The organism is Pseudomonas sp. RC10 (genome assembly GCF_038397775.1).
Lineage (GTDB): Bacteria > Pseudomonadota > Gammaproteobacteria > Pseudomonadales > Pseudomonadaceae > Aquipseudomonas > Aquipseudomonas bambusae.
Genome location: NZ_CP151650.1, coordinates 3,040,340 through 3,066,061 on the forward strand (window position 1 = coordinate 3,040,340; position 25,722 = coordinate 3,066,061).

Below are 25,722 nucleotides of genomic sequence, written 5' to 3' on the forward strand. Positions count from 1 at the left end.
CATGGATGCAACCGAAGCTGTCGAACATTTACTGTGTGATCCAAAACTTTCAGACCTTTGTGAAATTTTGAAAATCGGTGATGACATCCTTGATGTCATCACCCTTAGCGAAAACCAGCATTCAGATTTTCTGGCCTGGATGTTTGACCCGCGTGAAGGGCATGGCCAAGGGGATCAAATACTTCGGGACCTCTTGATGAGCGCGTGTGAGGTGGCCGCTGACGTCGACTGTAGACTCGATGGTCGAGGGACTACGGCCAAATTCTTCAGCGAATGGCCACCCTCGAGAATTCGCACGGCCAGTTTTGGCAGCGTATTTACCGCTCGCGAGCTGGGTATGAAAGCATCGGAGCGGGTGGATCTGTTTGTCATCGACCCAATGAACAAGTTTGTGCTGCTCATTGAGAACAAAGCGGGTACCACGCACAGCCAGCCGCAACTCGACGGCTATCGTGCCAGTTGGCAGGAAGCGCTCGCCAATAATCCTCACCTTAAGGAATACAGCAGCGTATTCATTGCGCTCGATCGGGAGTTCGATTTCGAGGAGGGCTCCGATCGTCCATCGACCAGCTATTGGTTGCACCTCGGGTACGAATGGTTGAAGGCCTCGGCAGACAGAGCCTTGCTGCATGTGGAACGCGGCAACGCAGCGGCTCGCCTGGTCGTCAGCTACTGCAATCGTCAGACGGACTGGGAAAGCCCCACAAGTCAGCGCGCGATCAAACTTGCTGCTGAGCTCCATGGCGCACACGGGGTGGCCGTCAAGCATCTCCTCGAATCTTCTCCTGGGCGATTGGAGAAGCGCTGGGTGGAGAACCGGCTCTCAGATCACACACTATTCATGCTGCAAAACAAAGCGGCGCTCGGATTACTGCGTGATACGCAAGGAATGGCCGGCATCAAAGAAATCCTGATGTCTCGACTGCCAGGATTCAAACGCGACTACATCGGTCACGCGCGTGCCTGGCTGGATGCCTGTCCACCGGGATGGGAACGTTATACGGGCGATTATGGATGGCCTGTCTATTTCAAGGTCACTTACTCGGACGGCTCCAAGGCCAAGTACGATTTATCGCTGATCATGAACGCTGGGAATGCCAACACCGACGAAGAGGAAGCGTTGTTGAGGGAGCGGCTGCAACGGTTTGATGTCCGGTTCAACAAACACCAGGGCACTGAGCGGCGCAGAGTGTCGTTGAATAAGGACCTGACGCTCCTGGAGTTGATGACTCGCCTCGGTGAGTATTCCGCCCGCTTGATCAGCGCCTAGCAGTATTGCGAAGGGATGTCTGTCAAACTGCGCGTCGAAGCGGCGTTCGATGCGTGGGGGCGGGAAAATGCGGATTGGCTGTGGTGTGGCGAAGATAACATAAAGTTCGGCGTACGACAGGGTACTGCGCCGTTATGGCATCCCTGCAGACCAACGTTGAGTTACTGCCGTTTTACGATGCTGAGCAGCACGCTGGATTTCGATGACAGCCGTTTGGTCGCCGGGTCGAATTTCTTTCCGAGTGGCCCCCATTCGATGCGCCCCGGATCCTGAGCAACGCGCACGATGGCCAAATCGCCGCGTTCGAGATAGACAGACCGTTCGTTACCAACGATCGACTGACAGCCCAGCAACTGGGTCTCATAAGAAATGACTTTGTCGTCGCGCGCCACGTGATTAAAGAGTGCCGTGCCGACGTTGGTTAACAATGACGAGAAGGGCGGGTTGTAGGAGATGCCTGACTCCTGCGCAGCCTTGATCATCTCCTTGGCGATGGAGGCGTACTTTTTCATGTTATCCGCATCGAATTCGATCACCTCAAGCGTCAGCTTATAGTCGCTGCCGTCATAGACGTCGCTGTAGATCGGTAGGTTTGCAGCGTTAATGTCGACGTTTTTCAGCCGGGAATCCGTCATGTAAACCAGGCGGCGTTCGATAGGAGAGATGACAGTGCCAGGTTTTGACGTGTCCGCTGTCGCCGTTCCCACCTGCGCAACCGTCGCGTTGGTACCGATCTTCGTTTTGTTCACGGTCAGGAACACACCCAGCTCATTGCCAGAGTCGCTGGTGAGTTTCTCCCAAAAACCCTCGAACTCCTGATTCATTTTCAGGCTTTGCAGACGAATATCGAATTGGTCATCCTTCACGATGCAATCAGCCGTTGAAGGGGACCAGAACCGATCCTTGAATTTAGTCGTTTTTACGTCCCAATAGCGGGCCTCGGAAAACCCCACATACCGGGTGTCTTCCGTCCCAACGCTCGAACAACTCGAAATCAGTGCGAGAATGGGGATGTTCAGTGCTTTCATTGCTGCCTTCATGTGCAATTCCTCATGGTGCCGTCATGGCTTCTGAAGAATAGTCAGCTTTGCCCCACGCTGTGCCCCGTCGCCCGCGGGGCACAGAATCTTTCAGGCCGGTGAAGTCAGTCCTTGCCTCAACGCCCCAGACACACCCGCACATCCTCCAACAACCCCGGCCCCTTCGGATTCCACCCCAGCCGTTCCCGTGTCTTGGTGTTCGACGCCGACATGTCCTGTCCCGCGAAGCCCGCCATCCAGCCGAAATGCGCTGCCGCCTGTTCAGGGCTCAGGGAAACGGTCGGCACGCCCAGCCCTTCGCCAATCACCTGCGCGATGTCGCGGAAGGCAATCGTCTGTTCGGCGGTGGCGTTGTAGCGGGCGCCGGGTGCGTGTTTTTCCAGGGCCAGGCGGTAGAGGTGGGCCGTGTCCGCGAGGTGCGCGGCGGACCAGCATTCGAGCCCTTCGCCGACGTAAGCCGATACGCCTTTCTGCCGCGCAAGTTCGATGAGGTAGGTCACCAGACCCTGCTTCACCGGGTTGTGGATCTGCGACAGGCGCATGACCACCACGTTGATACCGCGCTCGCTCAGTGCGTGGCCGGCCAGTTCCGAGGCGGTGCGTGGATGGGGGTGGGCCGAGTTGAAATGGTCCTCGTCCGCAGGCTGGCCGGGGGCGGGGCAACCCATGGCGGTGCCGGAGGTGATGATCAGTGGACGTGTCGAACCTTCCAGCGCAGTGCCCAACGCCGTGATGACGCGGCCATCCTTCTGGCAATTTTCGACGAAGTGAGTGAAATCGTGATCGAAGGCGGTGTGGATCACCGCGTCGCATTGTTCGGCGCCTTTGCGCAGGCTGTCGAGGTCTTCGATGTCGCCTCGGTGAGCGACAGCGCCTACGGCACGCAACGCGCGTTCGCCCTGATCGGAGCGAGTCAGACCCAGAACGTCATGGCCTGCGTCGAGCAATTCCCGCGTGACTTGGGTGCCGATGAAACCTGTGGAGCCGGTGAGAAATACGCGCATGGGGTCACTCTCGCTTTGCTGAAAACACCAGCCTGCGCGTAGTCTGTATCCAGTTAAAGACGTGACGTTATCAGGGTATACACACTAACAGGCTCACCATGTCAGATCAGTCGGTTCAATTGCTGGGTGCGTATTTGAAGGATTGCCGGGGGCGGCTCGACCCGGCGAGTTTCGGCTTTTCCAATGCGCGCAGGCGCACGCCGGGACTGCGTCGCGAGGAAGTCGCCCAGCGCGCCAATATCAGCGCCACTTGGTACACCTGGCTGGAACAGGGCAGGGGTGGCGCGCCGTCCACCGAGGTGTTGAACCGCATCGCCCAAAGCCTGTTGATGACCGAACCCGAGCGTGAACACTTGTTCATGCTCGCGTTCGGCCACCCGCCCGAAGTGATTTACCGGGCGCCTGAAGGCGTGACGCCGCGTTTGCAGCGCCTCTTGGACACCCTTGAGTTCAGCCCCGCGATCATCAAGACGGCCACTTGGGATGTACTGGCCTGGAATCGTGCGGCGGCTGTTGTATTCACCGATTACAGCCTGCTGCCGATGAAGGAGCGCAACATTCTGCGCCTGATGTTCTGTCGGCAGGGCGTGCGCGAACGGCAGGAGGATTGGGCGAGCATGGCGCGGTTCGTGGTGGCGGCGTTTCGCGCGGATGCCATTCGTGCGGGGGCGGCGTCGGAGGTCAGCAAACTGGCAGAGGAACTGTGCGTGTTGAGCGCTGACTTTGCGCGGTTCTGGCGGGACAACGATGTGCGGGTACACGGTGAAGGCAGCAAGCGGCTGCATCATCCGACGATGGGCTTGATCGCGCTGGAGTATTCGGGATTTGCCGTGGATGGCAGGCCGGACCTCGGCATGGTTATTTACAACCCTGCCACTGCTGAGGATACCGACAAGATCCGGGTGTTACTGAAGGGGAATGATTGAGCGTCAGCTCGTGGTTTCGTCGCAACGCTTGTCGACGGATTTGACCAATACGCCGTCCTGGAAGAGTTCCAGGTGAATGTTGCACGCGGCTTCCGGTGGAATGCTCAGGCGCACGAGAGAGGTGCTGGCGCCGGTCTGGATATCGCCCTGCTGGCTGATGCTGGAGGTGCCCGCGGCGCTGCGTTGGCTGATCGCCATGCGGTAACGCAGGGTCAAGGGCGTCGGGTTTTCGATGTGCGGGCGAATCAGCACAGCCGCCCCTTCACGGTGGGTATCGATGGCGACGACCAATTGCGATAAGTCGATCATGGGTCTCACTTCTGCGTGACTGTAGCGTTCATGTTGCTGCCGAACTGCTGGACACTGACCACGCCACCAAACCCGCTTTGGGTGACGTTGGCCTGGTTGTTCTGGCCATACTGCCCGACGTACGCCTGATTATAGGCGCCGCTTTGCACGACGTTGGCCTGGTTGCCGGTGCCCACTTGCGCGATGGCCGCCTGGTTGTAGCGCCCGCTCTGCTCCAGGGTCATAACGTTGTTGTAACCGTTCTGCTGGGCATACGCGGCATTGTAGGCGCCGCTCTGGTTAATGGTCGCCGCGTTGGCCTGGCCCGTCTGGATTTCCACCAGACGCTGGCGTTGGCCACTTTGATCGACCGTGGCGCGGTTGTAGGAGCCGATCTGGCTCAGGTCAACCCGGCTGCCCGACACACCAAGGCCGGAGTAGCGGGCCTCAGACACCAGGTCGGCGGCCGAACACAGCGTACTGCCAAGGGTCAGTAAGGCAGCGAAGGTCAGCAGCGCATATTTATTGTGGTTGCGCACTTGAATCTCCCAAGAGCTTGGTCTGCTCCGCAGAGGTAATTGGCGTATTCATCGTCTGCTCGTCATACGCCTTCAGGTAGCCCGCAAGCAGGGGCTTTTTCAGGTCGTCCGGGTTTTTCAAGGACCAGCTGCCGTCGCGGGCACCTTGGGCAATCAGGTGAATCAGGCCCGCTTCGATGGCTTCACGCACGCACTGCTGAACCGGTTCGTTGCGTGAAAGGCCGGTTTCCACTTCCAGCAGGTGACGCAGCGACACGAACTTGAAGACGCCGAAATCCAGCTGGATAGAAAACACGGTCTTGGTGGTGGTGATGCTCTGGATCACGTCGCCGGTGCGGATGTCCACAGCCCGCAGGTTGATGGTCACCTGATCCTGGCGGTAAATGTCCGACGGGCCGATGCCCAGGTAACGCACGCCGAAACCGCCGGTGCGCACGTTGCTTTCGTAGGCGACGATGGCGCCTTCGATGATCATGTTGGCCGGACGCAGCGGAGGCAGTTGAGTCTGTGCCCGGTCCGATGGCTGCTCCAGCGCTCGAACGATCTTGCGTTCGGTCAGAAGGTCTTGCAGGTTTTCGCGTTCCACCGGTTTGAACCAGCGCGAATCGCGTAACGCCCCGACCAGAAGCGACGCGGCGCCCTGAGTCACTGACGTGGAAAAAGAACTGTCCGGCGAAGGCTTGTACTGGCCGGTCTGGTCACGCATGCCGTACACCGCCACTGGAATCTGACCTGCTGGAAGCGGCAGATTGGCGAGGTCACGGGTGGATTGGGTGGGCGGCGAAATGGTCGCCGGAGAAATGGTGCCCGCCGGGCGCGAAGTGGCACAACCACTCAGGACTACAGCGGCGAAAATCATCAATGAAATCGTGCGGGCGCGCATGATAAAGCTCCGAAAAAACCCGCCGGCGAACCGGCGGGTACGACCTGGATTAGTGCTGATTGATCACAACGTTGTTGTTCAGGCCGCCGGTCTGGGTGACGTTGGCGGTCAGGTAGTTGCCGGACTGAGTAACGCGAGCAGTGTTGCTGAACGCCGAAGCAGTCTGGTTGAGGTCGATCGAGTTGTGGCCGCCAGCTTGCTGAGTCAGCTCAGCCAGGTTGTTGAAGCCAGCCTGGTTGCTGAGGATGCTGTTCTCGTAGCCGTCCTGCGTGGCGACCAGGCGGTTGTTAGTACCGGTCTGGTTGCTGGTGGTGGCGTTGCCGTCACCGGTCTGGGTGATTTTCGCGGACAGATCGTAACCGTTGGTTTGATTGGCTACGACGCGGTTGTACGAACCGTTTTGGGTCGCTTGGATGCTGCCGTCGAACGAGTTTTTCTGAGTCAGCGCGCCGGTGTTGTTGCTGCCAGTCTGCGACAGTGTCGCGGAGGAACCATCAGCGACGTTCTGGTAGATCGTGCCGGTGCTGTTGTTGCCGTTCTGGGTCAGCGTGGCGTGGGTGGTCCAGGTGTCGTTCTGCAGAATCGAACCGGTGTGGCCGTTGCCGTTCTGGGTCAGGTCAGCTGTCGAGTTGCGGGTATTGTTTTCCTGGTTGGTCGTGGCCTGGTTGTAGCCGCCGTCCTGACTGATGGTGGCGGTGACTTTGTAGCTGCCAGTCTGGGTCAGGTTCGACGTGTTGTTGTTGCCGCGCTGAGTGACGGTGCCGGTGGCATCCGTGTTGTTTTTCTGAGTGACGTAGGCGCGGTTGTCATTGTTGTACTGCTTGACGGTGGCGACTGCCTTGTTATTGCCTTCCTGACGGAGCTCGGCCGTATGACCGGAACCGTCCTGGTTCAAGGTGGCGCTGTTTTGTTGGCCCAGGTTGTTTTTCTGGGAGATGTAGCCGGTGTTGTAGCTACCGTCTTGGGTCAGGGTAGCAGTCTGTTTGTTGTCCGAGTTGAAGTTGGTCTTGCCAACCTGCTCGATGGCTGCGTTGTTCTGGACACCGCCACGCTGGGTAGCGTAGGCCGTGTTGTAGGCATTGCTCTGCAGGATGGTCAGGTTGCTGTCACGGGACGCCTGAAGCACCTTGCTGGCTTCGGTACCTGCAACGTTACGGTTGCCAGTCTGGTTGAGGGTAGTGGTGGAGTTGATCGCACCGCTCTGTTCAATGTTGGCGCCGTTGAAGCTACCGTCCTGGTAGCTGTTGACGGTACCGTTGCCAGCGAAAGCTGCGCCTGAGACAGAAGCCAGTACTGCGAGGGCGATAAGGGATTTACGTGCTTGCATGATTAATTCCTTTATTCAATGTTTTAGTTGTTTCTGGGTTTTATGGCAGGCGAGCGACGCCCGCGAGTTATTGCACAAGGCACAACACGTCTTACAGGAGCGTTACAGCGAAATCGTTAGTGCTGAAGCGGTACAGCGACCGTTACTTATTGGTTGATCTGGAACGACGTACTTTGACCGGTGGTTTTATCAGTGGTGGTTATTTGCAATAAGCCTGGCGACAAGTTGACGATGGAAATCGTGAAGTCCGTGGTTTCAACGGTTCCTGGCGTCAACTTGCCGTCGGTGCCGACAATGCTTGATGTCACCGCCGATGAGACGCGGCTCAGAATCGCGCTTTGCAACATACTGTTGAACTGGTTCAGCGTGCTTTGCGTCGATCCTGAGGAAGACGACTTCTCGGTGAACTTGTTTTGCGCGTTCGCCTGGTTCAACAGCACGGGGCCGTTGAGCGGGTTGCCGCCGAAGGATGGGTTGACCGGGACATACACCAGTTCACTGGCAAGGACGCTGGCGAAGGGGCCGGACAGCGAGAGCAGACTGATGAAAGCAAGAGACAAGCGGTTCATGATTAACTCCTTTTAGATCTCATCGCGACCCATGTCAGGGTCCCCGAAGAACTGCGCCAATTGGTAGTCAAGAATGGCCTGGAACACTTGAGCCGCCACGTCTGCACCCAGTCCGGCAATCTGGCTGCGGTTCGGTGGGAGGGCCACCTGAAGCATCCGGCGATTGCCGTAGTTGATGAAAATCTGACTGCCAAGACGTGCGGTGGGGCGCTCCGTGACTGAAACCGTAAAACGACCTTCTTCATCTTTTTCGGCCCAGGCCGAGGCAAAACTGTCGTAAAACGCATGCCCGTTCTGAGTCACTGTCTGCCCGACGACCAGTCCGCCCACTTCAGCGCGATTGAGGGAGCGCTGAGAAGATAAAGCCGGTGTTGTGTTGACGCTTTCTTCGGCAAATGCCGTCGCGGCAAGGCACAGGGGAAGCACCATCATTATCCTTAAAGTGGTGTGTTTCATGGCAGGCACATACAAAGTTTGTTGGAGTTGTCACAGTGTAAATACAAATAATGGGAAAGCGCCACCACGAAACTAAAAATAATGTCATTTATTAATTGGCGTCAAAAATTAGAGTGACTAACAAGTGCGGTTAAAAAAGACTAATCGCGTCGCTAAGTTGGCGTCGGTTTTTCGTGCGGGTCCGCGTATTTTGCGGAGGCTGTCCTGCAAAGCCACAGGGAATGGCCGGTTCAGACAGCGCGCCTGAAAAAAGTATCTTCGGAGGAATAACCCACTTAAGCACGGTTATTTAAAAGCGTTGTTTTCTGTCTCTGTTCTGAGACTTTTACGGGGGTGGCGGTATAACAAAAGTTATAACTGTCAGGAGCCCCTAGGGGGCCTGAGGCGTGCGGAGCGAGGGGGGGTAGGGCATTTTTTGCCGACAAACGGCAGGGGGGGCGGCGTCTGTTTCACGCCGCCAGAATGCTTCTGATGCGTGCGGCAAGGTCGTCCATGGTGAACGGCTTGGTCAGCAAGTGCATGCCGGGCTCCAGTTGTTCTTCCCACAGCAGTGCGTTGTGCGCATAGCCGGTAATAAAAAGCACCTTCAAGTCCGGGCGCACGCTGCGTCCGGCGTCGGCCACCTGCCGACCATTGAGACCGCTTGGCAGACCCACGTCGGTCACCAGCAGGTCAATGCGTTGGTTCGATTGCAGCACCTGAAGACCTTGCGCACCGTCCTCCGCATCCAGGGCGGTGTAGCCCAGGTCTTCCAGCACTTCGGCGATCAACATGCGCACCGTCGGTTCATCGTCGATCACCAGCACGGTTTCCCCCAACCCGGCCAGTGCGCCGGACACAGCGGTCGGCGTCGACACGGTTGCAACGTTGAGCGTGGACCTCGGCAGGTAGAGGGTCATGGTGGTGCCCACGTCCATGCGCGATTCAATGTGAATGCTCCCACCGGACTGGCGCACGAACCCGTAGATCATCGACAGGCCCAGCCCGGTCCCTTTGCCAGTGGGCTTGGTGGTAAAGAAGGGGTCGAAGGCATGGGCCATCACGTCACCGCTCATGCCACTGCCGGTATCGCTGACGCTCAGCGTCAGGTATTCGCCGACGGGCAGCTCCAGGTCTGCCGCGGCCTTGGACGTCAGGTTGCGATTGCCGGTGGCGATGGTCAGCGTGCCGCCTGACACCATGGCGTCACGGGCGTTGATACAGAGGTTGAGAAGGGCGTTTTCCAGCTGGTTCGGGTCCACCTGGGTCAGCCACAGGTCAGCGGTATTCTGGATGTCGATGTGCACGGCTGGCCCGATGGTGCTGCGGATCAGCTCCAGCATGCCGTGGATCAGCGCATTGACGTCGGTGGACGTCGGCTCCAGCGTCTGACGCCGGGAGAACGCCAGCAGACGATGAGTGAGCGCGGCGGCCCGTCGCGAGGCACCCTGAGCGGCCTCGAAATAACGCTCGGTGTCATTCAACCGGCCCTGACCGATGCGCAGCCGTAGCATTTCAAGGCTGCCCATGATCCCGGTCAGCAGGTTGTTGAAGTCGTGGGCCAGGCCGCCGGTCAACTGCCCCACGGCCTCCATTTTCTGGCTCTGTCGCAGCTGTTGTTCCAGCAGCCGTTGAGCGGTCATCTCCACACCCACACCGGTGCGGCGCACGGGGTCGCCTGCGTTGTTGAAATAGGTGTGTCCTCGGGACAGCACCCAGCGAATCGCGCCGTTCGGGTGCAGGATGCGGTATTCGAGTTCCAGGTCGCCGCTGTTGACCAGGCCGCCTGCCATGGTCTTGCGCAAGGCCACCAGATCGTCGGGGTGGACGTTGGCGAGAAAGTCCGTGCGTTTGATGCCCGCCGCCCCCTGAAACGGATCGATGCCGTAGAGCTCGCTGATGCCTTCATCGCAATAGAAGCAATCGTTGGACACTTCATAGGTCCATACCCCGACCCCGCGCACGGCCGACAGGGCCAGTCGAGTGAAGTCCATGGAGTCGTACAGTGCGGTTTCGCCCTGCGCCTCGGCCGCCACGTCGCGCCGGGCCGCGTCATTGGCCTGCATGATGCGCAGGGCGGCACGTCGAGCCTCCTCGTCGGTGGCGTAATGACCCGCGCTGACCTGAGCATCGAGCAGGGCGGAAAGCGCCAGACTCAGGGCCAAGTCCTGGGGTGCGCGGTAGGACATGAAGGGTATTCTCTGCGTGGACAGTTGAGCGCGCGAGTAAATATCACACAACGTCGACCGGGAATAGCCTGTCGCCAGCCGTCGGGCGCTTTAACGTTCAGCGAGCGCCCGTTTCTCCCGGGTTTACACCGCGCGTCGCAGGCCCGACAGGAAAAACCCCTGGCGGGTTTCGAAGCCGAGCCGTTCATATAAGGAGATGGCCGAGACGTTGCTGCTCAGGACATGCAGGAACGGGATCGCGCCCCGAGAGAGAATGTCGCGGCGCAGGGCGTTCATCATGCGCCCCGCCAGTTGCCGCCCGCGATACGCCTCGTCCACGCACACGGCGCTGATTTCGGTGAAGCCATCAAGGCGCATGCGCTCACCCGCCATGGCGATCAAACGGCCATTGTCGCGAACGCCCAGATAGCGGCCCATTTCGATCGTGCGCGGACCGAACGGCCCAGGGCGGGCGCTGGCCGTGAGTTGCAGCATGTCCTGGATATCCGCCGTCCCCAGCGGTTGCAGGTCGGTGTCGTCGGAAGCCAGCGGCGCACTGGGCGCGACCATTTGCACGAGGGTGCCAATCTCGCTCGCGACGAGATTGCGCAAGGCGGGCAGCGGCGCGAGGGTTTGAATCGCCACCTGGCCGTCGTGGGGGATCAGGTCATGCAGGGTGTCGAACGCTTCGGGCGAAGGTTCGATCACCGAGGCGAAGGGCGCGACATCCGGCAAATAACGGCCACTCAGCGCGCCCCGTTCACCGAGGTGGCGCTGGAGGGTATTCAATGCATGCCAGGTGGGGTTGTCGAGCGTGGCGTAGGCGTTGTGCATGAGGAACGAGTCGTCAGGTCGGATGGGTGTGGGCCACTGTTTGTCTGTTATCAGCGGATTCGGGCAGTTTCACACCATGAAATGATAAGAGCAATCCTGTGGGAGCGAATTCAATCGCGAAGGGTGGTTACATCCACAGCATCTCCATCGCCTGACCTCTCTTTCGCGGATGAATTCGCTCCCACAGGTTTCGAGCCACGGCGCGATCAGGTGACGGCGGGGCAGCGACTTCACGGCCCCGCGCCAACAGGCCGCAACCCCAACTCATCCAGCAGCCACTTCTTGAACACTTCCGCCGCTTCATGCCGCGTCCGCCGTTTCGGGTAAACGAGGTAGTGCCCGATGTATTGAATGTCGTGGGTCACGGCGCGGAGCGGGGCGACCAGGGTGCCTTTTTCCAGTTCGGTCTGGGCCAGCAGGGTCGATTCCAGCACCACGCCCATGCCGCTGGTGGCGGCTGCGATGGCCATGATGCTGCGGTCGAAGCGCAGGGCGTAATGGTGCGGGGACATGAGGTGGTTAGCCTCGAACCAGCCTTTCCATTGCAGCATTTGCACATCGCACTGAATCAGCCGGTGTTCGTACAGGTCCTGAGGCGTGCGGATGCTGTCCGCCAGTTCAGGGCTGCACAGCGGCGTCAGGTGCTCCACGGCCAGCGGGATTTTTTCGATGAGGGTGGAGCGCGGTTCGGCGTAGACGATGTCCAGGTCGAAATCATCGTTTTCGAATTGCGCGTAATCGGTGCTGGCGGAGAACCGCAGGTCAATCGACGGGTACGCCTGCACAAACCGAGACAGGCGTGGCATCAACCATTGCATGCCGAAGCTGGGCGCGGTGTGCAGGCGTAGGGGCGGCGGTTCCTCGGTCTTGGCCAGCATGAAACCGCGCTGCATTTCGTCGAGCCCGCGCTGCACGTGTTCCATCAGCAATCGACCCTTGGGCGTCAGGTTGACTTCACGGGTGGTGCGCTCGAACAGCTGGATGTCGATGGACTCTTCCAGCTTGCGGATGGAATGACTGACCGCGCTCGGCGAAATCCCCAGCTCTTGAGCAGCCTGAATGAACGAGCCAGTGCGTCCCGCCGATTCGAAGACACGCAGGGAAGACAGGGGCACTCTGCGCAACTGCTGAATTAGTGAATTCTGTTCATTCATTGCTGTAAAAATGTCTTTTGTAGGGGCTTATTTCTCGATGTTAGCTTGATTGCAAGTCGGACGCAGGCCCTTTGATGAATTCGAAACATCAGTCGTTAGCCTGCTTCCTGCTCTGAATCGTGAACCGATAAAAATAAGCAGGCACTCATAATGACAACAACTCCTCAAGGCGCCGCCGTGGCCACGTCGCCGCTGCAGCGTGTCGCGCACCATGCGTGGCGCATCCGTCGTTTCGCCCTGCGCATGGGCGAAGTCCAGGGTCAGGGTTATGTCGGGCAGGCGCTGGGCTGGGCCGATGTTCTCGCCACCGCTTACTGCCATGCCATGAACGTCAAACCCGACGATCCGCTCTGGGAAGGCCGTGACCGCTTCCTGCTGTCCCACGGGCACTACGCAATCGCCCTCTACGCCGCGTTGATCGAGGCGCAAATCATTCCCGAGAGCGAGCTGGAAACCTACGGTTCTGATGACAGCCGCCTGCCGATGTCCGGCATGGCGAGCTACACGCCGGGCATGGAAATTTCCGGTGGTTCGCTGGGCCAGGGGCTGCCGATTGGTGTCGGCATGGCGCTGGGGCTGCGCATGAAAGGCAACCCGGCGTGGGTCTTCAACTCGATGTCCGACGGCGAACTGGACGAAGGCTCGACCTGGGAAGCCGCCATGTCTGCGGCTCACCACAAGCTGGGCAATTTGATCGCGCTGGTCGACCTCAATAAGCAGCAGGCCGACGGCAACTCCCACGAGATCCTCGATTTCGAACCCCTGGTCGACAAATGGCAGGCGTTCGGCTGGCACGTGCAACGTATCGATGGCAATGACTTGGCTGCGGTCATCGCTGCCTTTGATGAAGCCATGGCGCTTAAAGAGGCGAAACCCCGCGTGATCCTGTTCGACACCCTGATGGGCAAAGGCGTGGACTTCCTTGAAGTGCGCGAAAAGAACCACTTCATTCGCGTCGAGCCTGATGAATGGCAGGCCGCGATCAAGGTTCTGGATGCCAGCTACCAGTCCCATCTGGAATCGGAGAAACGCTGAAATGGATACGCCAACCGCAAACAAACCACGCCTCACCACCTCGGCCATGATCGCCTCGATTGCCAGCGAAGGGCAGCGCACCGAAGCCGCACCGTTCGGTCACGCATTGGTCGCTGCCGCGCAGAAAGACTCCCGCATCGTCGGCATGACCGCCGACCTGTCGAAATACACCGACTTGCACATCTTCGGTCGTGAGTTCCCCGAGCGTCACCTGCAAATGGGCATGGCCGAACAGCTGCTGATGGCCGCAGCAGGGGGCATGGCGAAAGAGGGCATGATCCCGTTCGCCACCACCTACGCGGTGTTCGCCACCCGTCGCGCCTATGACTTCATTCACCAGGTGATCGCCGAGGAAAACCTCAACGTCAAGATCTGCGCCGCGCTGCCGGGCCTGACCACCGGTTACGGCCCGAGCCACCAGGCGACCGACGATCTCGCCCTGATGCGCGCCGTCCCAGGGCTGACCGTCATCGACCCGTGCGACGCGCTGGACACCGCGCAAGCCGTGGCGGCCGTCGCCGAATACAACGGCCCGGTCTACATGCGTCTGTTGCGCGGCAAGGTGCCGATGGTGCTGGACCAGTACGACTATAAATTCGAGCTGGGCAAGGCCAAATTGCTGCGCGACGGCAAGGACGTGCTGATCATCTCCAGCGGCATCATGACCATGCGCGCCCTGGAAGTCGCCGAGCTGTTGGGCGACGGCAGCGCTGATGTGGCGGTGTTGCACGTGCCGACCATCAAGCCACTGGACGAAGCCACCATCATCGAGCAGTGCCGCCGCAGCGGGCGTCTGGTGATCGTCGCGGAAAACCACAGCACCGTCGGCGGTCTGGGGGACGCCGTGGCGCTGGCCCTGTTGAAAGCGCGGGTCAGCCCGGCGTTTCAGCAGATCGCCTTGCCGGACGCCTACCTCGACGCCGGTGCGTTGCCGACGTTGCATGACCGCTACGGGATTTCCACTCAAGTCATGGCGGCCAACATCCGCCAGTGGCTGGCATGAGGAGCGCGCAGATGAACGTTGCATTTATCGGTCTGGGCGCCATCGGCCTGCCCATGGCCCGGCAGATTCAAAAGGCGGGGCACGGCGTTGTCGGCGTCGAATTGAGCGAAGCGAACCGCGCTTTGGCGTTGACCCATGGCATTGAATCCAGTGCTGACTGGCGCGTGGCAATCGATGCCGACGTGGTGGTGGTGATGGTCGCCACCCCCGCCCAGTTGGACGCACTGGTCAGCCAGTGCACCGAACTCAAGCTCGGTCAGCATTGGGTGGTGATGAGCACGGTCGGCCCGGCCTCGGTGCGTGAGCAATCCGTGCGCTTGCTGGAAAAAGGCGTGCAGGTGGTGGACGCGCCGGTCACCGGTGGCGTGGCGCGGGCCGAAACCGGCAGTTTGCTGATTTTCGCGTCCGGCCCTCAGGCCGCTGTCGAGCGCGTCGAGCCGGTGCTGCGGAGCATGGGTGAAGTACGCGACGCGGGCACGGATGTCGGCGACGGGCAGGCGATCAAGGTCGTCAATCAGCACCTGTGTTCGGTGCACCTCGTGGCCGCCGCCGAAGCGCTCAGTCTTTCGCGTTCGCTGGGCCTGGACCCGGCGCGGGTGCTGGATCTGGTGCAAAAAGGCGCGGGCGGCTCGTGGATGTTGTCCGACCGAGGCCCGCGCATGCTCGAAGGCACCGACACCCGAGTCACCAGCATGGTCGACATCTTCGTCAAGGACAGCGGCTTGGTGGCCTCGGAAGCCGAGAGCTGTGGTGCTGTCGTGCCGTTGCTCGACATTGCCCATGCCCGTTTCAGCCAAGCCTCCCAGGCCGGGTTGGGCAAGCGGGACGACAGCCGGGTCATCGAGACCTGGGACTGACGCCCGATACAGATGTAACGACGTTCCAACACTCAGGGCAGGTTCGTGATCTGCCCGCTACAACAACAATAAAAGTTCGGAGTTTGCCATGAGCAGATCCACAGCGGCGTCAAGCCAGACAGACAGCAAAGCCGGAAAAGTCTCCTTCGCTTCCATGGTCGGTTCGGCCGTGGAAAGTTATGACTTCTTCATCTATGGCACGGCGGCGGCCGGCTGGTTTGGCCAAGTATTTTTCCACACTACCGAGCCCATCGTCGGCATCCTCGCGGCGTTCGCCACCATGGCCGTGGGTTTCTTCATGCGCCCGCTGGGCGGCTATCTGGCGGGGCATTTCGGTGATCGGCTGGGCCGCAAGACGGTGTTGCTCTGGTCGTTGCTGGCCATGGGCGGCGCGACGGTGTTGATCGGTGCGTTACCGACCTATGCGCAGGCCGGGGTCATCGCTCCGATCTTGCTGATTCTGTTGCGGATGATTCAGGGCATCGGGTTCGGTGCGGAGTGGGGCGGCGCGGTGCTGATGGCCTGTGAACATGCCCCGGCCCACCGTCGCGGTTTCTTCGGCGCGGTGCCGCAGATCGGCATCCCGCTGGGGCTGTTGATGGCCAACGGCGCGTTTCTGCTCTCGGCCGTGCTGTTCGAAGGCGACTGGGTGTGGCGCGCGCCGTTCCTGGCGTCGGTCGTGATGGTGGCCGTCGGCATGTGGATTCGTCTGAGCGTCAGTGAGTCGCCAGAGTTCGAAAAAGCCAAGGCTGAAAACACCCTGGTCAAACAGCCTGCGCTGCAAGTGATTCGCGAGGACTGGCGCAAAGTGCTGCAAATTGCGGGTCTGCGTCTGGCGGAGACCGGCGGTTATTACCTCGCGACCAGCTTCATGTTGTCGTACGTGGTCCTCTCCGGCATCGCCACCAAACAGAACGTGCTGTGGGGCACGATGATCGGCTCGGCCATCGGCCTGGGCAGCCATCTGTTCTACGGCGCGTTGAGCGACCGGATCGGGCGTAAACCGGTGTTCCTGATCGGCTCGTTGTTCACCATCGTGTTCGGCATCCCGATGTTCATGATGATCAACACCGGGATTGTGCCGCTGATCATTGTCGCGGTGGCCATGGCGTTGATCCTCAGCCACGATCCGATCTTCGCGGTCGAGGCCAGCTGGTTCACCGAGCAGTTCCCGGCCAACGTGCGGTCGTCCGGTATCTCGCTGGGCTACAACTGCGCGTCGCTGGTGGCCGGTACGCTGCCGTTCATTGCCACGGCGCTGTATTCGCAAGTGGGGTGGATGGGGCCTGCGATTCTGTTCAGTTTGCTGGGCGTGGTGTCGACGGCGTGCGCGGTGAAAATGCGGGAGACGGCACCGGCGGTGGCGAAGGATCTTCCGGTGGTCGAGCGAAGTGGAGCGGTAGCGGGGCAGGTGGCGCGGTAAGTGGCAAGGGGCCGGACCGGGAAGGGTCCGGCCTTTTGTTTTCAAGGGAGCGGCAAACGCGTTGCCCCACCGCCAATCAGAAATGCGCCGCTTATTACTGTGGGAGCAGCCGGAGGTTACGACGGCCGCGAAGGCGGGGGATCGATGACAAACCATTTGCCTGACCCACCGCCGTCGCTGCCGTCGTGCCTCCGGCGTCTCCCACAGGATTTCAGGCAACTGCAGATGCGGCGGCGGGCGCGGTTCAGAGGGAGTTCAGGCAACTCCAAATGCAGCGGCGGGCGCAGTTCACAGGGGATACAGACCACTCAAAAACCTGCGGTAGATGCAGTTCTGTGGGAGCCGGCTTGCTGGCGAATACGGTGGGTCAGTGAAGGTGTAGGTGACTGACCCAACGCTTTCGCCAGCAAGCCGGTTCCCACAAGGTTTGCATCTTTCAGGGGATGTGCATCATAGCCAGGGCGCGCACATCGCGCATGCGCGCCCCTTTCAACTCACCCATCACCAACGGCCATACCCGCGGCCATCGTCATGACGGTCATAACCCCGACCGTAATACCCACGCGGTGGCGGCGGGGCGAAGCGGCGGTATTCCACTCGCTGCACTGGCACATACGCCACCGGTTGGTAAACAGGCTGGTAGCGAGGCTGTGGGCGGTAATCACGATACTCGGGACGGTGGTGGTCATGGCCGGAACCGCTGAGCACGGTCGCCAGCACTGCACCGACTGCCGCCCCGGCGATGACGGGCACGACCACATCGCGTTCACTTGCCGACGCTGCACCCGCAGCGACCAGGCAACCGGACAGGATCAAGGCTTTAGTCATCTTCGAAATCATGGTGTCTCCTCAGGCGATGTGTTTGGGTTCGCCATGTGTGTATGAAACACCCGATCCGTGTAAACGAACGTCCAGACTCCGTAAAAATTGAGTAAAGAGTCAGGAATTACCGAGCGGCTTGCGCATGAACACCCGCGCGAAGCCTTGCTGCGTAGCCCGATGGGTTTCCCGGTAGCCGAGCTTGCTGTAGATCGCGAGGTTTTCAGTCATCAATTCGTGGGTGTACAGCCGAATCCCCAGGCAGCCCAGCGCACGGGCGTAATCTTCGCAATAGCTCATCAGCTGCTTGCCGATGCCCTGGCCCTTGCAGCGGTTGGCGACGGCGATGTTGACCAGCAACAGGTCGGTGTCTTCCGGTTGCACCACCAGCACGCCGGTGATCCCGGTGTCGTCCTCGCAGACGTACACCACGGATTCCTCGATCACCTGCGCATAATCGTCGAGCATCGGCCCCGGCTTGCGGCCAATGCGCGGGATGTAGGGCGAATAGGCCTCGTCTACCAGTGATGCAATCCCCATCGCGTCGACGGGTCGTGCCCGGCGAAGGGAAACGGAAGGTGTCGAATCAGCAAATCCCATCAGGTCATTAGCCTTTGTTTGATAAAAGCCCTGTCAGCTGTTCATCAGCTCGCGCACTCGCGACGTCAACGCGTCCACGGCAAACGGCTTAGTCAGCACCCACATGCCCGTTCCCAGATCACCATTGCCGAGGGCTGCGTTTTCCGCATAGCCGGTGATGAACAGGGTTTTCAGATCGGGCCGGACTTCCCGTCCCGCATCTGCCATTTGCCGGCCGTTCATGCCGCCCGGCAAGCCGACATCCGTGATGAGCAAGTCGATGTGCACATCCGAGCGCAACAGTTTCAGCCCCGCCACACTGTCAGCGGCCTCCATCACCGTGTAGCCCTGATCCGCAAGGACATCCATCAGCAACATGCGCACGGTCGGTTCATCGTCCACCACCAGCACGGTCTCGCTGGCTGCACAGGCAGGGCTTTGCGGATCACAGGCCTGGTTTTCTTCGGTCACCGCGTCACCGTTGTAACGGGGGAGGAAGATGCACAGCGTCGAGCCTTTCCCGACCTCCGAATACGCCCGGACCTGCCCGCCTGACTGCTTGGCGAAACCGTAGATCATCGACAGGCCCAGGCCGGTGCCTTGACCGATGGGCTTGGTGGTGAAGAAGGGGTCGAACGCCTTGGACATCACCTCGGGCGACATGCCGGTGCCGGTGTCCGTGACCGACAGCGACACGTAGGGGCCGGGCGGAATGTCGTGGGCAGCGGCGACGTCGGCGTCCAGCCACTGGTTGGAGGTTTCGAGGGTAATCGTGCCGCCTTGGGGCATGGCATCCCGGGCGTTGATGCACAGGTTCAACAGGGCGTTTTCCAGCTGGCCGGCGTCCACCCGCGTGGCCCACAGTTGCGGCGCACCGACGGTTTGCAGATGGATGGCCGGGCCGACGGTCCGCTGGATCATTTCAGTGATCCCCAATACCAGCGCGTTGACGTCCGTGGGGCGCGGGTCGAGGGTCTGGCGACGAGAGAACGCCAACAGCCGATGGGTGAGGGCGGCCGCTCTCCGGGTCGCGGCCTGGGCCGCAATGATGTATTTCTCGACGTCGTTGAAGCGGCCCTGAAGAATCCGGCTGCTCATCAGTTCCAGCGACCCGGAAATCCCGGCCAGCAGGTTGTTGAAGTCGTGGGCGATCCCGCCGGTGAGTTGGCCGACCGCCTCCATTTTCTGCGACTGCCGCAATTTTTCTTCGGCCTGCATGAGGTCGGCGGTGCGTTCGACAACCCGCTGCTCCAGTGTGTCGTTCAGCGCCCGCAATGCGGCCGTGGCTTTGTCGCGCTCGCTCTCCATCGAGCGACGCTCCTCGACGTCGATCAGCACACCGGGGAAACGCAGCGGCGTGCCGTCTTCCGCCAGCTCGACGCGGCCGTTGGCTTCAAGCCAGTAATAGACGCCGTCGGCGCGGCGCACGCGGTACTGGTGAGCGTAGGCCCCGCCCCGGGCAATCGCGGCGGTGATGGCGACCTTCAAGCCTTCCCGGTCTTCGGGGTGAACGGTGGCGATGACTTGTTCAAGGCTCAGGCCTTCCCGGCCCAGCGTGGGGTCGAGGCCGAATGCCCGGGCGAAGGCTTCGTCCACGGCAAAACGATCAGTGGGCAAGTGCCAGTGCCAGGTGCCGATGATGGCCCCGGCGGCCAACGCCAACTGCACGCGCTCGACGTTTTCCCGGGCGATGGCCTCGCTGATCGACAGGCGCTCTTGGGCACGGCGCCGCTCGGTGACGTCGCTGAAGAAGATTGCGATCTGACGTTCCGCCGGGTCCCCGACCCGAATCGCCCGCACGTCGAACCAGCGCTCGAACGCCTCGGCGTAACTCTCGAAATTGGCAGGCTCGCCCGTCTTGGCCACGTGGCCGTAGGTCTCGAACCAGAAGCGTTCGAGGTTCGGCGCGAATTCGGTGACCCATTTGCCTCGCAGGTTGACCCCTGCCTGCTGCTCGAACGCCGGGTTGGCCTCGACGAACCGGTAATCCACGGGAAGGTCGTCGGCGTCGAACTTGACCTCGACAATGGCGAAAGCGGCTTCAATGGTTTCAAGGATCGTGCTGGAGCGTTCGGCGTTCTGCCGCAACGCAGCCTCGGCGCCGCGCGCCCGCGCCAGTTCACTGCGCAGTCGTGTGACTTCAGCGGCCAACTCTTCCCGAGTCTGGTCGTTCAACGCGGCCTCCCATGACACATGGCGATTTTCCTGTGGTGATCAGTGACAGCGCACCCCGAGGCGCCATCAGATCAGAAACGGCGATAACTTGCACTAGCGCCGGGCCCCGCAGACCGTGGCCTGCGTCGATGTTTTTGGAGCGGGACGGCGGCCAGGGGTTCCTTGAAAATCTGCCATCGATCGGGCGTCAGCGATGGCGTCGTCCCCCCGAATTCCTGTACAACGTAGTCTTTATGTACAAACCACCCAAAGGCACCGAACTCCTCGCTGCTTCCGGTGCCAAACCGTCAAGCATTCCGAGTAGCAGCGATTGAATACATCCTTTAAGCCTGAAGCGTCGAACCCTTCCTCCTCGAACCCGCAGCTGGCAAAAGCCGCCACGGGCATCGAGGGGCTGGACGACATTTTATTAGGCGGCATTCCCCAAGGCCGACCGACGCTGGTGTGCGGTGCTGCGGGGTGCGGCAAGACGCTCTTCGGCATGACGTTCCTCGTGAAAGGCGTGACCGACCACGGCGAAAACGGCGTGTTCATGAGCTTCGAAGAGCGCGCCGGTGACTTGGTGCAGAACGTCGATTCCCTGGGCTTCGACCTGCAAACCCTGGTCGATGACAAGAAAATCGCCATCGACCATATCTATGTCGATCGCAGCGAAATCGAAGAAACCGGCGACTATGACCTCGAAGGCCTGTTCCTGCGCCTCGGTTACGCCATCGACAGCATCGGCGCCAAACGCGTGGTGCTCGACACCATCGAGGCGCTGTTCTCCAGTTTCAAGGACACCGCAATCCTGCGCTCTGAACTGCGCCGCCTGTTTTACTGGCTGAAGGAGCGGGGCGTCACCACCATCATCACCGGTGAACGCGGCGACGGTCAGTTGACCCGCTACGGCATTGAAGAATACGTCTCGGACTGCGTGATCTTGCTCGACAACCGCGTGGTCGACCAAATCACCACCCGGCGTCTGCGCGTCGTGAAATACCGCGGTTCGGCCCACGGCACTAACGAATACCCGTTCTTCATCGACGAGCATGGCTTCACGGTCCTGCCGATTACCGCTGCCGGTTTGAATCATCAAGCCCCTCAGGACATCGTTGCCACCGGCATTCGTGGCCTCGATTCAATGATGTCTCGCGGCGGTTATTACAAAGGCGCCAGCGTGTTGGTGTCCGGTCTGGCGGGCACCGGCAAGACCACGTTTGCCGCCAGTTTCGTCGATGCCTGCTGCGCCCGTGGCGAGCGATGCCTGTATTTTTCCTTTGAAGAATCCGCTAACCAGTTGCTGCGCAACATGCAGTCGGTGGGCGTCGATCTGGGCGGTTATCAAGACAGCGGTCTGTTGAAGATCGAATCGGCGCGGCCAAGCCTGTACGGGCTCGAAGTGCACTTGGCGCGCATGCACCGCGAGATCAAGACCTTTCAGCCTCACGCCGTTGTCATCGATCCGATTTCGGCGTTCCGTGGGCCGGAGTCCGAGGTGCACGCGACGTTGCTGCGACTGGTCGATCTGCTCAAATCCCGCGGCATCACCGCTATCTTTTGCAGCCTCGCCGATGTCGCAGTGCGCTCTCCGGGCCTTGAGCGCGAGATTTCCTCGCTGATGGACACCTGGATTTCCTTGACCAACATCGAAGCCGATGGCGAGCACAACCGCTTGCTGTTCGTGTTGAAGTCCCGGGGCATGGGCCACTCGAATCAGGTACGCGAATACCAGATCGGTCATGACGGGATCAACCTGTTGCAGCCTTATATCGGGCCGAACGGCGTGTTGACCGGCACGGCGCGGTTGCGTCAGGAAGCGTTCGAACAGCGTGCGGAAGACGCCCGGATCGAAGCGGTCGAACGGCGCAAGCGGGAGGTCATCAAAAAACGGGCTGAGCTGGAACGGCAGATCGCCGCGATGCAGGCTCAGTTGGAGACCCAGGACCTGGACGAAGCCTTCCTCGCCAGCGATGAGGCCAATCAGGCCAGCGCCGAGGACAGGACCCGCAGGACGCTGGCGTCCGTTCGGGGGTTCACCGAGTGAGTAACGACCCGCAAGCCATCGACCCCGAACAACCCGGCGACACCGGTCACTACGCGCTGCGCCTGTACGTTGCAGGTCAGACGCCGAAATCCATGATCGCGCTGAACAATCTGAAGAGGATCTGCGAAACCTACCTTGCCGGGATCTACAGCATCGAGGTCATCGATTTGCGAGAGCATCCGCAACTGGCGGCCGGTGATCAGATCCTCGCGCTGCCGACCCTCGTGCGGCATCTGCCGACGCCGCTGGTGAAAATCATCGGCGATTTGTCCAACACGGAAAAGGTACTGGTCGGACTCGATATCCGTCCTCGGCAGAACCTCGCGTGAACGGCGCACCCACGGAGGAGGAGGGGCATCTCATGCAGACGCCCGTCCAACACCTCAAGCTGTATATCTCGGGCAATACGTCCCGGTCCTCCTTTGCCGTGCATCAGCTCAAGGCCGTGTGTGAGAAGTACCTGGCAGGGCGCTATGTGCTCGAAGTCATCGACATTTATCAGGACAGCGGCGCGGCCCGGGACGACCGCATCGTCGCGGTGCCGACACTGATGAAACTCGACCCTGATTTCAGCCGTCGGTTGATCGGTGACCTGTCGGACGTGGAAAAACTGAAGCTGTTCCTGGGGATTGCCCCGGGCACTGAGAGCGCGTCTTGATCGCCCGGCCCGTCGGCATGACGGACGCCCAGTACATCGAACTCCTGAGCCGTCGCTTGCAGGAGGCCGACGATGTGCTGGAGGCGATCAGGACCGGCAGCGTCGATGCATTGTTCATTCAGGGCGAACAGGGCGAGACCGTCTACACCCTCGACAACGCTGACAAGCCCTACCGCCTGCTCGTCGAACAGATGCAGGAGGGCGCCGTGTCTATTTCCGCTGACGGCACGATCCTTTATGCCAACCAGCGCTTCAGCGAGATCATTGGCGCGCCCCTCGAACAGATCTTCGGGCATGCGTTTCAGGATTACCTGACCCGTGCCGATGCCGATCATTTCAGCGTGTACCTGTCCACGGACAGCGATAAGGCCATTCGCCGCGCCGCTTCATTCAATCGCCCCGATCAAACGGTGTTTCCCGGTCATCTGTCGTTCAGCAAACTGCCGGACGACTTCTCCGGGGAAGCGATCTTCTGCGGGGTGATCACCGACCTGACCGATCAAAAGCTGATGGAGGCCCGCCTGCATCAGTCGCAAAAAATGGAAGCACTGGGGCAGTTGACCGGTGGCCTCGCTCACGACTTCAACAACCTGTTGCAAGCCATTCAAGGCAGTTTCGACCTGATCATCCGTCGTCCGGATTCGGAGAAAGTCACGCGCTGGGCGGAAAGCGGCTTGAGGGTGGCAGACCGGGGCGCCAAGCTGACGTCGCAACTGCTGGCGTTCTCTCGCTCGCAGAAACTGGAATTGAAAGTCTGCTCGGTCAATGCCGTGATTCACGGCATGTCGGACCTGCTCATCACGACCTTGGGACAGGGCATCAAGCTGGTGTTCGAACTCGACGTGACCGACAGCCACGTCCTCACCGACCCGGTGCAGCTCGAACTGGCGATCCTCAATCTGGCGATCAATGGCCGGGATGCCATGGGCGGCTCGGGCCAATTGCTGATCGGCACGCGTCATCTGCAACGCCATGAATTCCTGTCGTCTGCATCCGGTTTTCTGGAAGTGCGCGTCGTCGATACCGGCGCGGGCATGAGCGAGCAGACGCGCCTCAACGCCTTCAACCCGTTCTTCACCACCAAGGACGTAGGGCAGGGCACAGGGCTGGGTCTGGCGCAGGTCGAGAGCATCGTGCAACAGTCCAGCGGTGCGGTCAGCATTGAATCGGAGCTGGGCAACGGCACGAGCATTTGCCTGGCCTTTCCGTGCGTGGACGACGCGAGGGTGCCTGAGGAGCACCTGCCATCGGCATTGGCCGACGCGGCAGGTGACCTGAAGATTCTGGTGGTCGATGACGATGACGAGGTGCGCCGGACCCTGGTGGACATGCTTGACATGTTGGGCCATGAGGTGGTTGAAGCCGCCAGCGGTCCCGCCGGGCTCGACGCCATCGGGCAACAGGCGTTTGACTTGGTGATTCTCGATTTCGCCATGCCTGGCATGAATGGCGCCCAAGTCGCACTGGAAATCCACCGCTTGGACGCCCTCAAGCCTATTGTGTTTGTCAGCGGCTATTCCGACACCGACCAGCTCCGGCCTGTGATGAACACCAACACCGCGCTCCTGCGCAAGCCGTTCACCCTCGACGGGTTGAAGGCCACGCTGCAGGCGATGGTGCAGCACTAAACACGTTTCGCTTTGCCTTCCAGCAACTCCGCCACCGCCGTCAACGCCATCCGGTAACCCAGCGCGCCCAGCCCGGCGATCACGCCGGTGGCGGCCTTCGACACGTACGAGTGATGCCGAAAGCTTTCGCGCTTCCAGATGTTGCTCATGTGCGCCTCGATGATCGGGCCGTCGAACGCGAGCAGGGCGTCCAGAATGGGAATCGAGCTGTAGGTCAGCCCCGCCGCGTTGATGATCACCGCGTCGGCGCGCAGACGGGCTTCCTGAATCCAGTCCACCAGCACGCCCTCGTGATTGCTCTGGCGAAACGCCAGGGTCAGGCCCAGCGCGTCGGCGTGTTTCTGGCAGCCTGCTTCGATGCTGGCGAAGCTTTCCGTGCCGTAGGTGCCGGACGTGTCCAATCCATACAGGTTGGCGTTGGGGCCGTTCAGGAAAAATACGGTGTAGGGCATGGTGGCTCCGAGGCGTTATTCAAAAGGGCGGGTGGCGCGCATGGCCGGGTGTTGGTCGAACGCGGCGAACCAGTCAGCGGTCGCAGGGTGCGCCGCTCGCCAGTCCAGGTGCGGGAAACGGAAATCCAGATAGCCGAGGCCGCAGCCCAGGGTGATCAGTCCGATGTCATCGGGGGTGCGGCTGAACTGCGCGGCGTGGGTTTCAACGTCCGCGAGGACGGCGCGGACTTTGGTCAGTTGGCCGTCGAGCCAGCGGTCCCATTGCTTGTCCGGTGGCCGTGCGATGGTCTCGTAGCGGGCGAGCAGGGTGGCGTCCAGCAAACCATCGCCCAATGCGTGTCGGGTCAGGCTGACCCAACGCCGCTGGCCGTGTTGGGGAAACAAAGTGCCCCCGGCGTGATCGTTCAGGTATTCGCAGATCACCCGGCTGTCATAGAGCGACAGGCCGTCAGCGGTTTGCAGGGCGGGTACTTTCGCCAGCGGGTTGAACACGGCGATGCGCTCATCACGATTGACCGGGTGCGCCGTCGAATCGAGGCGTTCGATCTGCCCGTCCAGCCCCAGGCAATGAGCGACCACCATCACCTTGCGCACGTAGGGCGAGGTCGAGGCGTAATACAGTTTGAACAT

25 protein-coding genes and 1 pseudogene are annotated in these 25,722 nt (G+C 60.6%); 10 read left to right on the top strand and 16 right to left on the bottom strand.

Translation table 11 applies throughout. The features are described from left to right. Position 1 precedes the first annotated feature (1 nt). A complete protein-coding gene (locus AAEO81_RS14060) occupies positions 2-1,270 on the top strand; it encodes a PD-(D/E)XK nuclease family protein (protein WP_341964194.1) in 1,269 nt (422 codons plus the stop codon). Positions 1,271-1,431: 161 nt separating this feature from the next. On the opposite strand, the gene AAEO81_RS14065 is transcribed toward AAEO81_RS14060, so the two are convergent. Continuing rightward, a complete protein-coding gene (locus tag AAEO81_RS14065; RefSeq protein WP_341964195.1) occupies positions 1,432-2,310 on the bottom strand; it encodes a hypothetical protein in 879 nt (292 codons plus the stop codon). Between the two features lie 116 nt (positions 2,311-2,426). Continuing rightward, a complete protein-coding gene (locus AAEO81_RS14070; RefSeq protein ID WP_341964196.1) occupies positions 2,427-3,314 on the bottom strand; it encodes an SDR family oxidoreductase in 888 nt (295 codons plus the stop codon). A gap of 98 nt (positions 3,315-3,412) precedes the next feature. On the opposite strand from AAEO81_RS14070, the gene AAEO81_RS14075 reads away from it, so the two are divergent. Then, positions 3,413-4,240, top strand: a complete 828-nt coding sequence (locus tag AAEO81_RS14075) for a helix-turn-helix transcriptional regulator (RefSeq protein ID WP_341964197.1) — start codon at positions 3,413-3,415, stop codon at positions 4,238-4,240. Positions 4,241-4,243: 3 nt separating this feature from the next. Here AAEO81_RS14075 and csgH read toward each other — a convergent pair whose 3' ends face one another. From csgH to AAEO81_RS14120, 9 genes are all read right to left on the bottom strand, one after another. Beyond that, positions 4,244-4,549 carry a curli-like amyloid fiber formation chaperone CsgH gene (gene csgH, locus AAEO81_RS14080; protein ID WP_341964198.1) on the bottom strand — a complete coding sequence of 102 codons (306 nt, stop codon included), beginning with the start codon at positions 4,547-4,549 and terminating at the stop codon, positions 4,244-4,246. Between the two features lie 5 nt (positions 4,550-4,554). Further along, positions 4,555-5,067, bottom strand: a complete 513-nt coding sequence (locus AAEO81_RS14085; protein ID WP_341964199.1) for a curlin-associated protein — start codon at positions 5,065-5,067, stop codon at positions 4,555-4,557. Next, on the bottom strand, positions 5,051-5,950 hold the full coding sequence (locus tag AAEO81_RS14090) for a CsgG/HfaB family protein (RefSeq protein WP_166595403.1): 900 nt from the start codon (positions 5,948-5,950) through the stop codon (positions 5,051-5,053). The genes AAEO81_RS14085 and AAEO81_RS14090 overlap by 17 nt, the downstream gene beginning before the upstream one ends. 49 nt (positions 5,951-5,999) lie before the next feature. Next, positions 6,000-7,277 (bottom strand): hypothetical protein, encoded by a 1,278-nt coding sequence (locus tag AAEO81_RS14095; RefSeq protein WP_341964200.1) that lies wholly within the window; start codon positions 7,275-7,277, stop codon positions 6,000-6,002. Positions 7,278-7,423: 146 nt separating this feature from the next. Beyond that, the gene (locus AAEO81_RS14100; RefSeq protein WP_341964201.1) at positions 7,424-7,846 is read right to left on the bottom strand and encodes a curli assembly protein CsgF; all 423 of its coding nucleotides are present in this window, start codon (positions 7,844-7,846) and stop codon (positions 7,424-7,426) included. Between the two features lie 12 nt (positions 7,847-7,858). After that, positions 7,859-8,275, bottom strand: coding sequence for a CsgE family curli-type amyloid fiber assembly protein (locus AAEO81_RS14105; RefSeq protein ID WP_341964202.1), 417 nt, complete (start codon positions 8,273-8,275; stop codon positions 7,859-7,861). A gap of 476 nt (positions 8,276-8,751) precedes the next feature. After that, complete coding sequence (locus tag AAEO81_RS14110; RefSeq protein WP_341964203.1) at positions 8,752-10,470, bottom strand: ATP-binding protein; 1,719 nt, start codon at positions 10,468-10,470, stop codon at positions 8,752-8,754. Positions 10,471-10,593: 123 nt separating this feature from the next. Then, positions 10,594-11,283 carry a GNAT family N-acetyltransferase gene (locus AAEO81_RS14115; protein WP_341964204.1) on the bottom strand — a complete coding sequence of 230 codons (690 nt, stop codon included), beginning with the start codon at positions 11,281-11,283 and terminating at the stop codon, positions 10,594-10,596. Positions 11,284-11,513: 230 nt separating this feature from the next. After that, the gene (locus tag AAEO81_RS14120; protein ID WP_341964205.1) at positions 11,514-12,398 is read right to left on the bottom strand and encodes a LysR substrate-binding domain-containing protein; all 885 of its coding nucleotides are present in this window, start codon (positions 12,396-12,398) and stop codon (positions 11,514-11,516) included. Positions 12,399-12,587: 189 nt separating this feature from the next. On the opposite strand from AAEO81_RS14120, the gene AAEO81_RS14125 reads away from it, so the two are divergent. From AAEO81_RS14125 to AAEO81_RS14140, 4 genes are all read left to right on the top strand, one after another. Continuing rightward, positions 12,588-13,472, top strand: a complete 885-nt coding sequence (locus AAEO81_RS14125) for a transketolase (RefSeq protein WP_341964206.1) — start codon at positions 12,588-12,590, stop codon at positions 13,470-13,472. Position 13,473: 1 nt separating this feature from the next. Beyond that, positions 13,474-14,475, top strand: coding sequence for a transketolase C-terminal domain-containing protein (locus AAEO81_RS14130; protein WP_341964207.1), 1,002 nt, complete (start codon positions 13,474-13,476; stop codon positions 14,473-14,475). Positions 14,476-14,486: 11 nt separating this feature from the next. After that, positions 14,487-15,332 (top strand): NAD(P)-dependent oxidoreductase, encoded by an 846-nt coding sequence (locus AAEO81_RS14135; RefSeq protein ID WP_341964208.1) that lies wholly within the window; start codon positions 14,487-14,489, stop codon positions 15,330-15,332. A gap of 88 nt (positions 15,333-15,420) precedes the next feature. Beyond that, positions 15,421-16,755, top strand: a complete 1,335-nt coding sequence (locus tag AAEO81_RS14140; RefSeq protein ID WP_341964209.1) for an MFS transporter — start codon at positions 15,421-15,423, stop codon at positions 16,753-16,755. A 501-nt stretch (positions 16,756-17,256) separates the two neighbouring features. Here AAEO81_RS14140 and AAEO81_RS14145 read toward each other — a convergent pair. The 3 genes and pseudogenes from AAEO81_RS14145 to AAEO81_RS14155 form a co-directional block, all read right to left on the bottom strand. Then, positions 17,257-17,595 (bottom strand): hypothetical protein, encoded by a 339-nt coding sequence (locus AAEO81_RS14145; RefSeq protein ID WP_341964210.1) that lies wholly within the window; start codon positions 17,593-17,595, stop codon positions 17,257-17,259. Positions 17,596-17,694: 99 nt separating this feature from the next. Continuing rightward, on the bottom strand, positions 17,695-18,174 hold the full coding sequence (locus AAEO81_RS14150; RefSeq protein WP_341964211.1) for a GNAT family N-acetyltransferase: 480 nt from the start codon (positions 18,172-18,174) through the stop codon (positions 17,695-17,697). A gap of 33 nt (positions 18,175-18,207) precedes the next feature. Then, positions 18,208-20,274: pseudogene (locus tag AAEO81_RS14155) on the bottom strand (ATP-binding protein); the annotation flags it as partial. A gap of 364 nt (positions 20,275-20,638) precedes the next feature. On the opposite strand from AAEO81_RS14155, the gene kaiC reads away from it, so the two are divergent. Genes kaiC through AAEO81_RS14175 form a run of 4 tightly spaced genes read left to right on the top strand, consistent with a single transcriptional unit; the run spans position 20,639 to position 24,640 of the window. Continuing rightward, entirely contained in the window at positions 20,639-22,354 is a 1,716-nt protein-coding gene (gene kaiC, locus AAEO81_RS14160; protein WP_341964212.1) for a circadian clock protein KaiC, read from the top strand. After that, positions 22,351-22,683 (top strand): circadian clock KaiB family protein, encoded by a 333-nt coding sequence (locus AAEO81_RS14165; RefSeq protein WP_341964213.1) that lies wholly within the window; start codon positions 22,351-22,353, stop codon positions 22,681-22,683. The genes kaiC and AAEO81_RS14165 overlap by 4 nt, the downstream gene beginning before the upstream one ends. Positions 22,684-22,715: 32 nt before the next feature. After that, entirely contained in the window at positions 22,716-23,012 is a 297-nt protein-coding gene (locus AAEO81_RS14170) for a circadian clock KaiB family protein (RefSeq protein ID WP_166595418.1), read from the top strand. 17 nt (positions 23,013-23,029) lie between these two features. Continuing rightward, positions 23,030-24,640, top strand: a complete 1,611-nt coding sequence (locus AAEO81_RS14175; RefSeq protein ID WP_341964215.1) for a response regulator — start codon at positions 23,030-23,032, stop codon at positions 24,638-24,640. On the opposite strand, the gene AAEO81_RS14180 is transcribed toward AAEO81_RS14175, so the two are convergent. After that, positions 24,637-25,092, bottom strand: a complete 456-nt coding sequence (locus tag AAEO81_RS14180; RefSeq protein WP_341964216.1) for a type II 3-dehydroquinate dehydratase — start codon at positions 25,090-25,092, stop codon at positions 24,637-24,639. The genes AAEO81_RS14175 and AAEO81_RS14180 overlap by 4 nt on opposite strands. A gap of 15 nt (positions 25,093-25,107) precedes the next feature. Next, on the bottom strand, positions 25,108-25,722 hold the full coding sequence (locus AAEO81_RS14185; RefSeq protein ID WP_341964218.1) for a glutathione S-transferase: 615 nt from the start codon (positions 25,720-25,722) through the stop codon (positions 25,108-25,110).

Excerpts from the sequence above, each read along its gene's own strand:
- AAEO81_RS14060 (WP_341964194.1), top strand. The coding sequence starts at position 2 with ATGGATGCAACCGAAGCTGTCGAACATTTACTGTGTGATCCAAAACTT.
- AAEO81_RS14065 (WP_341964195.1), bottom strand. The coding sequence starts at position 2,310 with ATGAAGGCAGCAATGAAAGCACTGAACATCCCCATTCTCGCACTGATT.
- AAEO81_RS14070 (WP_341964196.1), bottom strand. The coding sequence starts at position 3,314 with ATGCGCGTATTTCTCACCGGCTCCACAGGTTTCATCGGCACCCAAGTC.
- AAEO81_RS14075 (WP_341964197.1), top strand. The coding sequence starts at position 3,413 with ATGTCAGATCAGTCGGTTCAATTGCTGGGTGCGTATTTGAAGGATTGC.
- csgH (WP_341964198.1), bottom strand. The coding sequence starts at position 4,549 with ATGATCGACTTATCGCAATTGGTCGTCGCCATCGATACCCACCGTGAA.
- AAEO81_RS14090 (WP_166595403.1), bottom strand. The coding sequence starts at position 5,950 with ATGCGCGCCCGCACGATTTCATTGATGATTTTCGCCGCTGTAGTCCTG.
- AAEO81_RS14095 (WP_341964200.1), bottom strand. The coding sequence starts at position 7,277 with ATGCAAGCACGTAAATCCCTTATCGCCCTCGCAGTACTGGCTTCTGTC.
- AAEO81_RS14100 (WP_341964201.1), bottom strand. The coding sequence starts at position 7,846 with ATGAACCGCTTGTCTCTTGCTTTCATCAGTCTGCTCTCGCTGTCCGGC.
- AAEO81_RS14105 (WP_341964202.1), bottom strand. The coding sequence starts at position 8,275 with ATGGTGCTTCCCCTGTGCCTTGCCGCGACGGCATTTGCCGAAGAAAGC.
- AAEO81_RS14110 (WP_341964203.1), bottom strand. The coding sequence starts at position 10,470 with ATGTCCTACCGCGCACCCCAGGACTTGGCCCTGAGTCTGGCGCTTTCC.
- AAEO81_RS14115 (WP_341964204.1), bottom strand. The coding sequence starts at position 11,283 with ATGCACAACGCCTACGCCACGCTCGACAACCCCACCTGGCATGCATTG.
- AAEO81_RS14125 (WP_341964206.1), top strand. The coding sequence starts at position 12,588 with ATGACAACAACTCCTCAAGGCGCCGCCGTGGCCACGTCGCCGCTGCAG.
- AAEO81_RS14130 (WP_341964207.1), top strand. The coding sequence starts at position 13,474 with ATGGATACGCCAACCGCAAACAAACCACGCCTCACCACCTCGGCCATG.
- AAEO81_RS14135 (WP_341964208.1), top strand. The coding sequence starts at position 14,487 with ATGAACGTTGCATTTATCGGTCTGGGCGCCATCGGCCTGCCCATGGCC.
- AAEO81_RS14140 (WP_341964209.1), top strand. The coding sequence starts at position 15,421 with ATGAGCAGATCCACAGCGGCGTCAAGCCAGACAGACAGCAAAGCCGGA.
- AAEO81_RS14145 (WP_341964210.1), bottom strand. The coding sequence starts at position 17,595 with ATGATTTCGAAGATGACTAAAGCCTTGATCCTGTCCGGTTGCCTGGTC.
- AAEO81_RS14150 (WP_341964211.1), bottom strand. The coding sequence starts at position 18,174 with ATGGGATTTGCTGATTCGACACCTTCCGTTTCCCTTCGCCGGGCACGA.
- AAEO81_RS14170 (WP_166595418.1), top strand. The coding sequence starts at position 22,716 with ATGCAGACGCCCGTCCAACACCTCAAGCTGTATATCTCGGGCAATACG.
- AAEO81_RS14175 (WP_341964215.1), top strand. The coding sequence starts at position 23,030 with ATGACGGACGCCCAGTACATCGAACTCCTGAGCCGTCGCTTGCAGGAG.
- AAEO81_RS14180 (WP_341964216.1), bottom strand. The coding sequence starts at position 25,092 with ATGCCCTACACCGTATTTTTCCTGAACGGCCCCAACGCCAACCTGTAT.
- AAEO81_RS14185 (WP_341964218.1), bottom strand. The coding sequence starts at position 25,722 with ATGTTCAAACTGTATTACGCCTCGACCTCGCCCTACGTGCGCAAGGTG.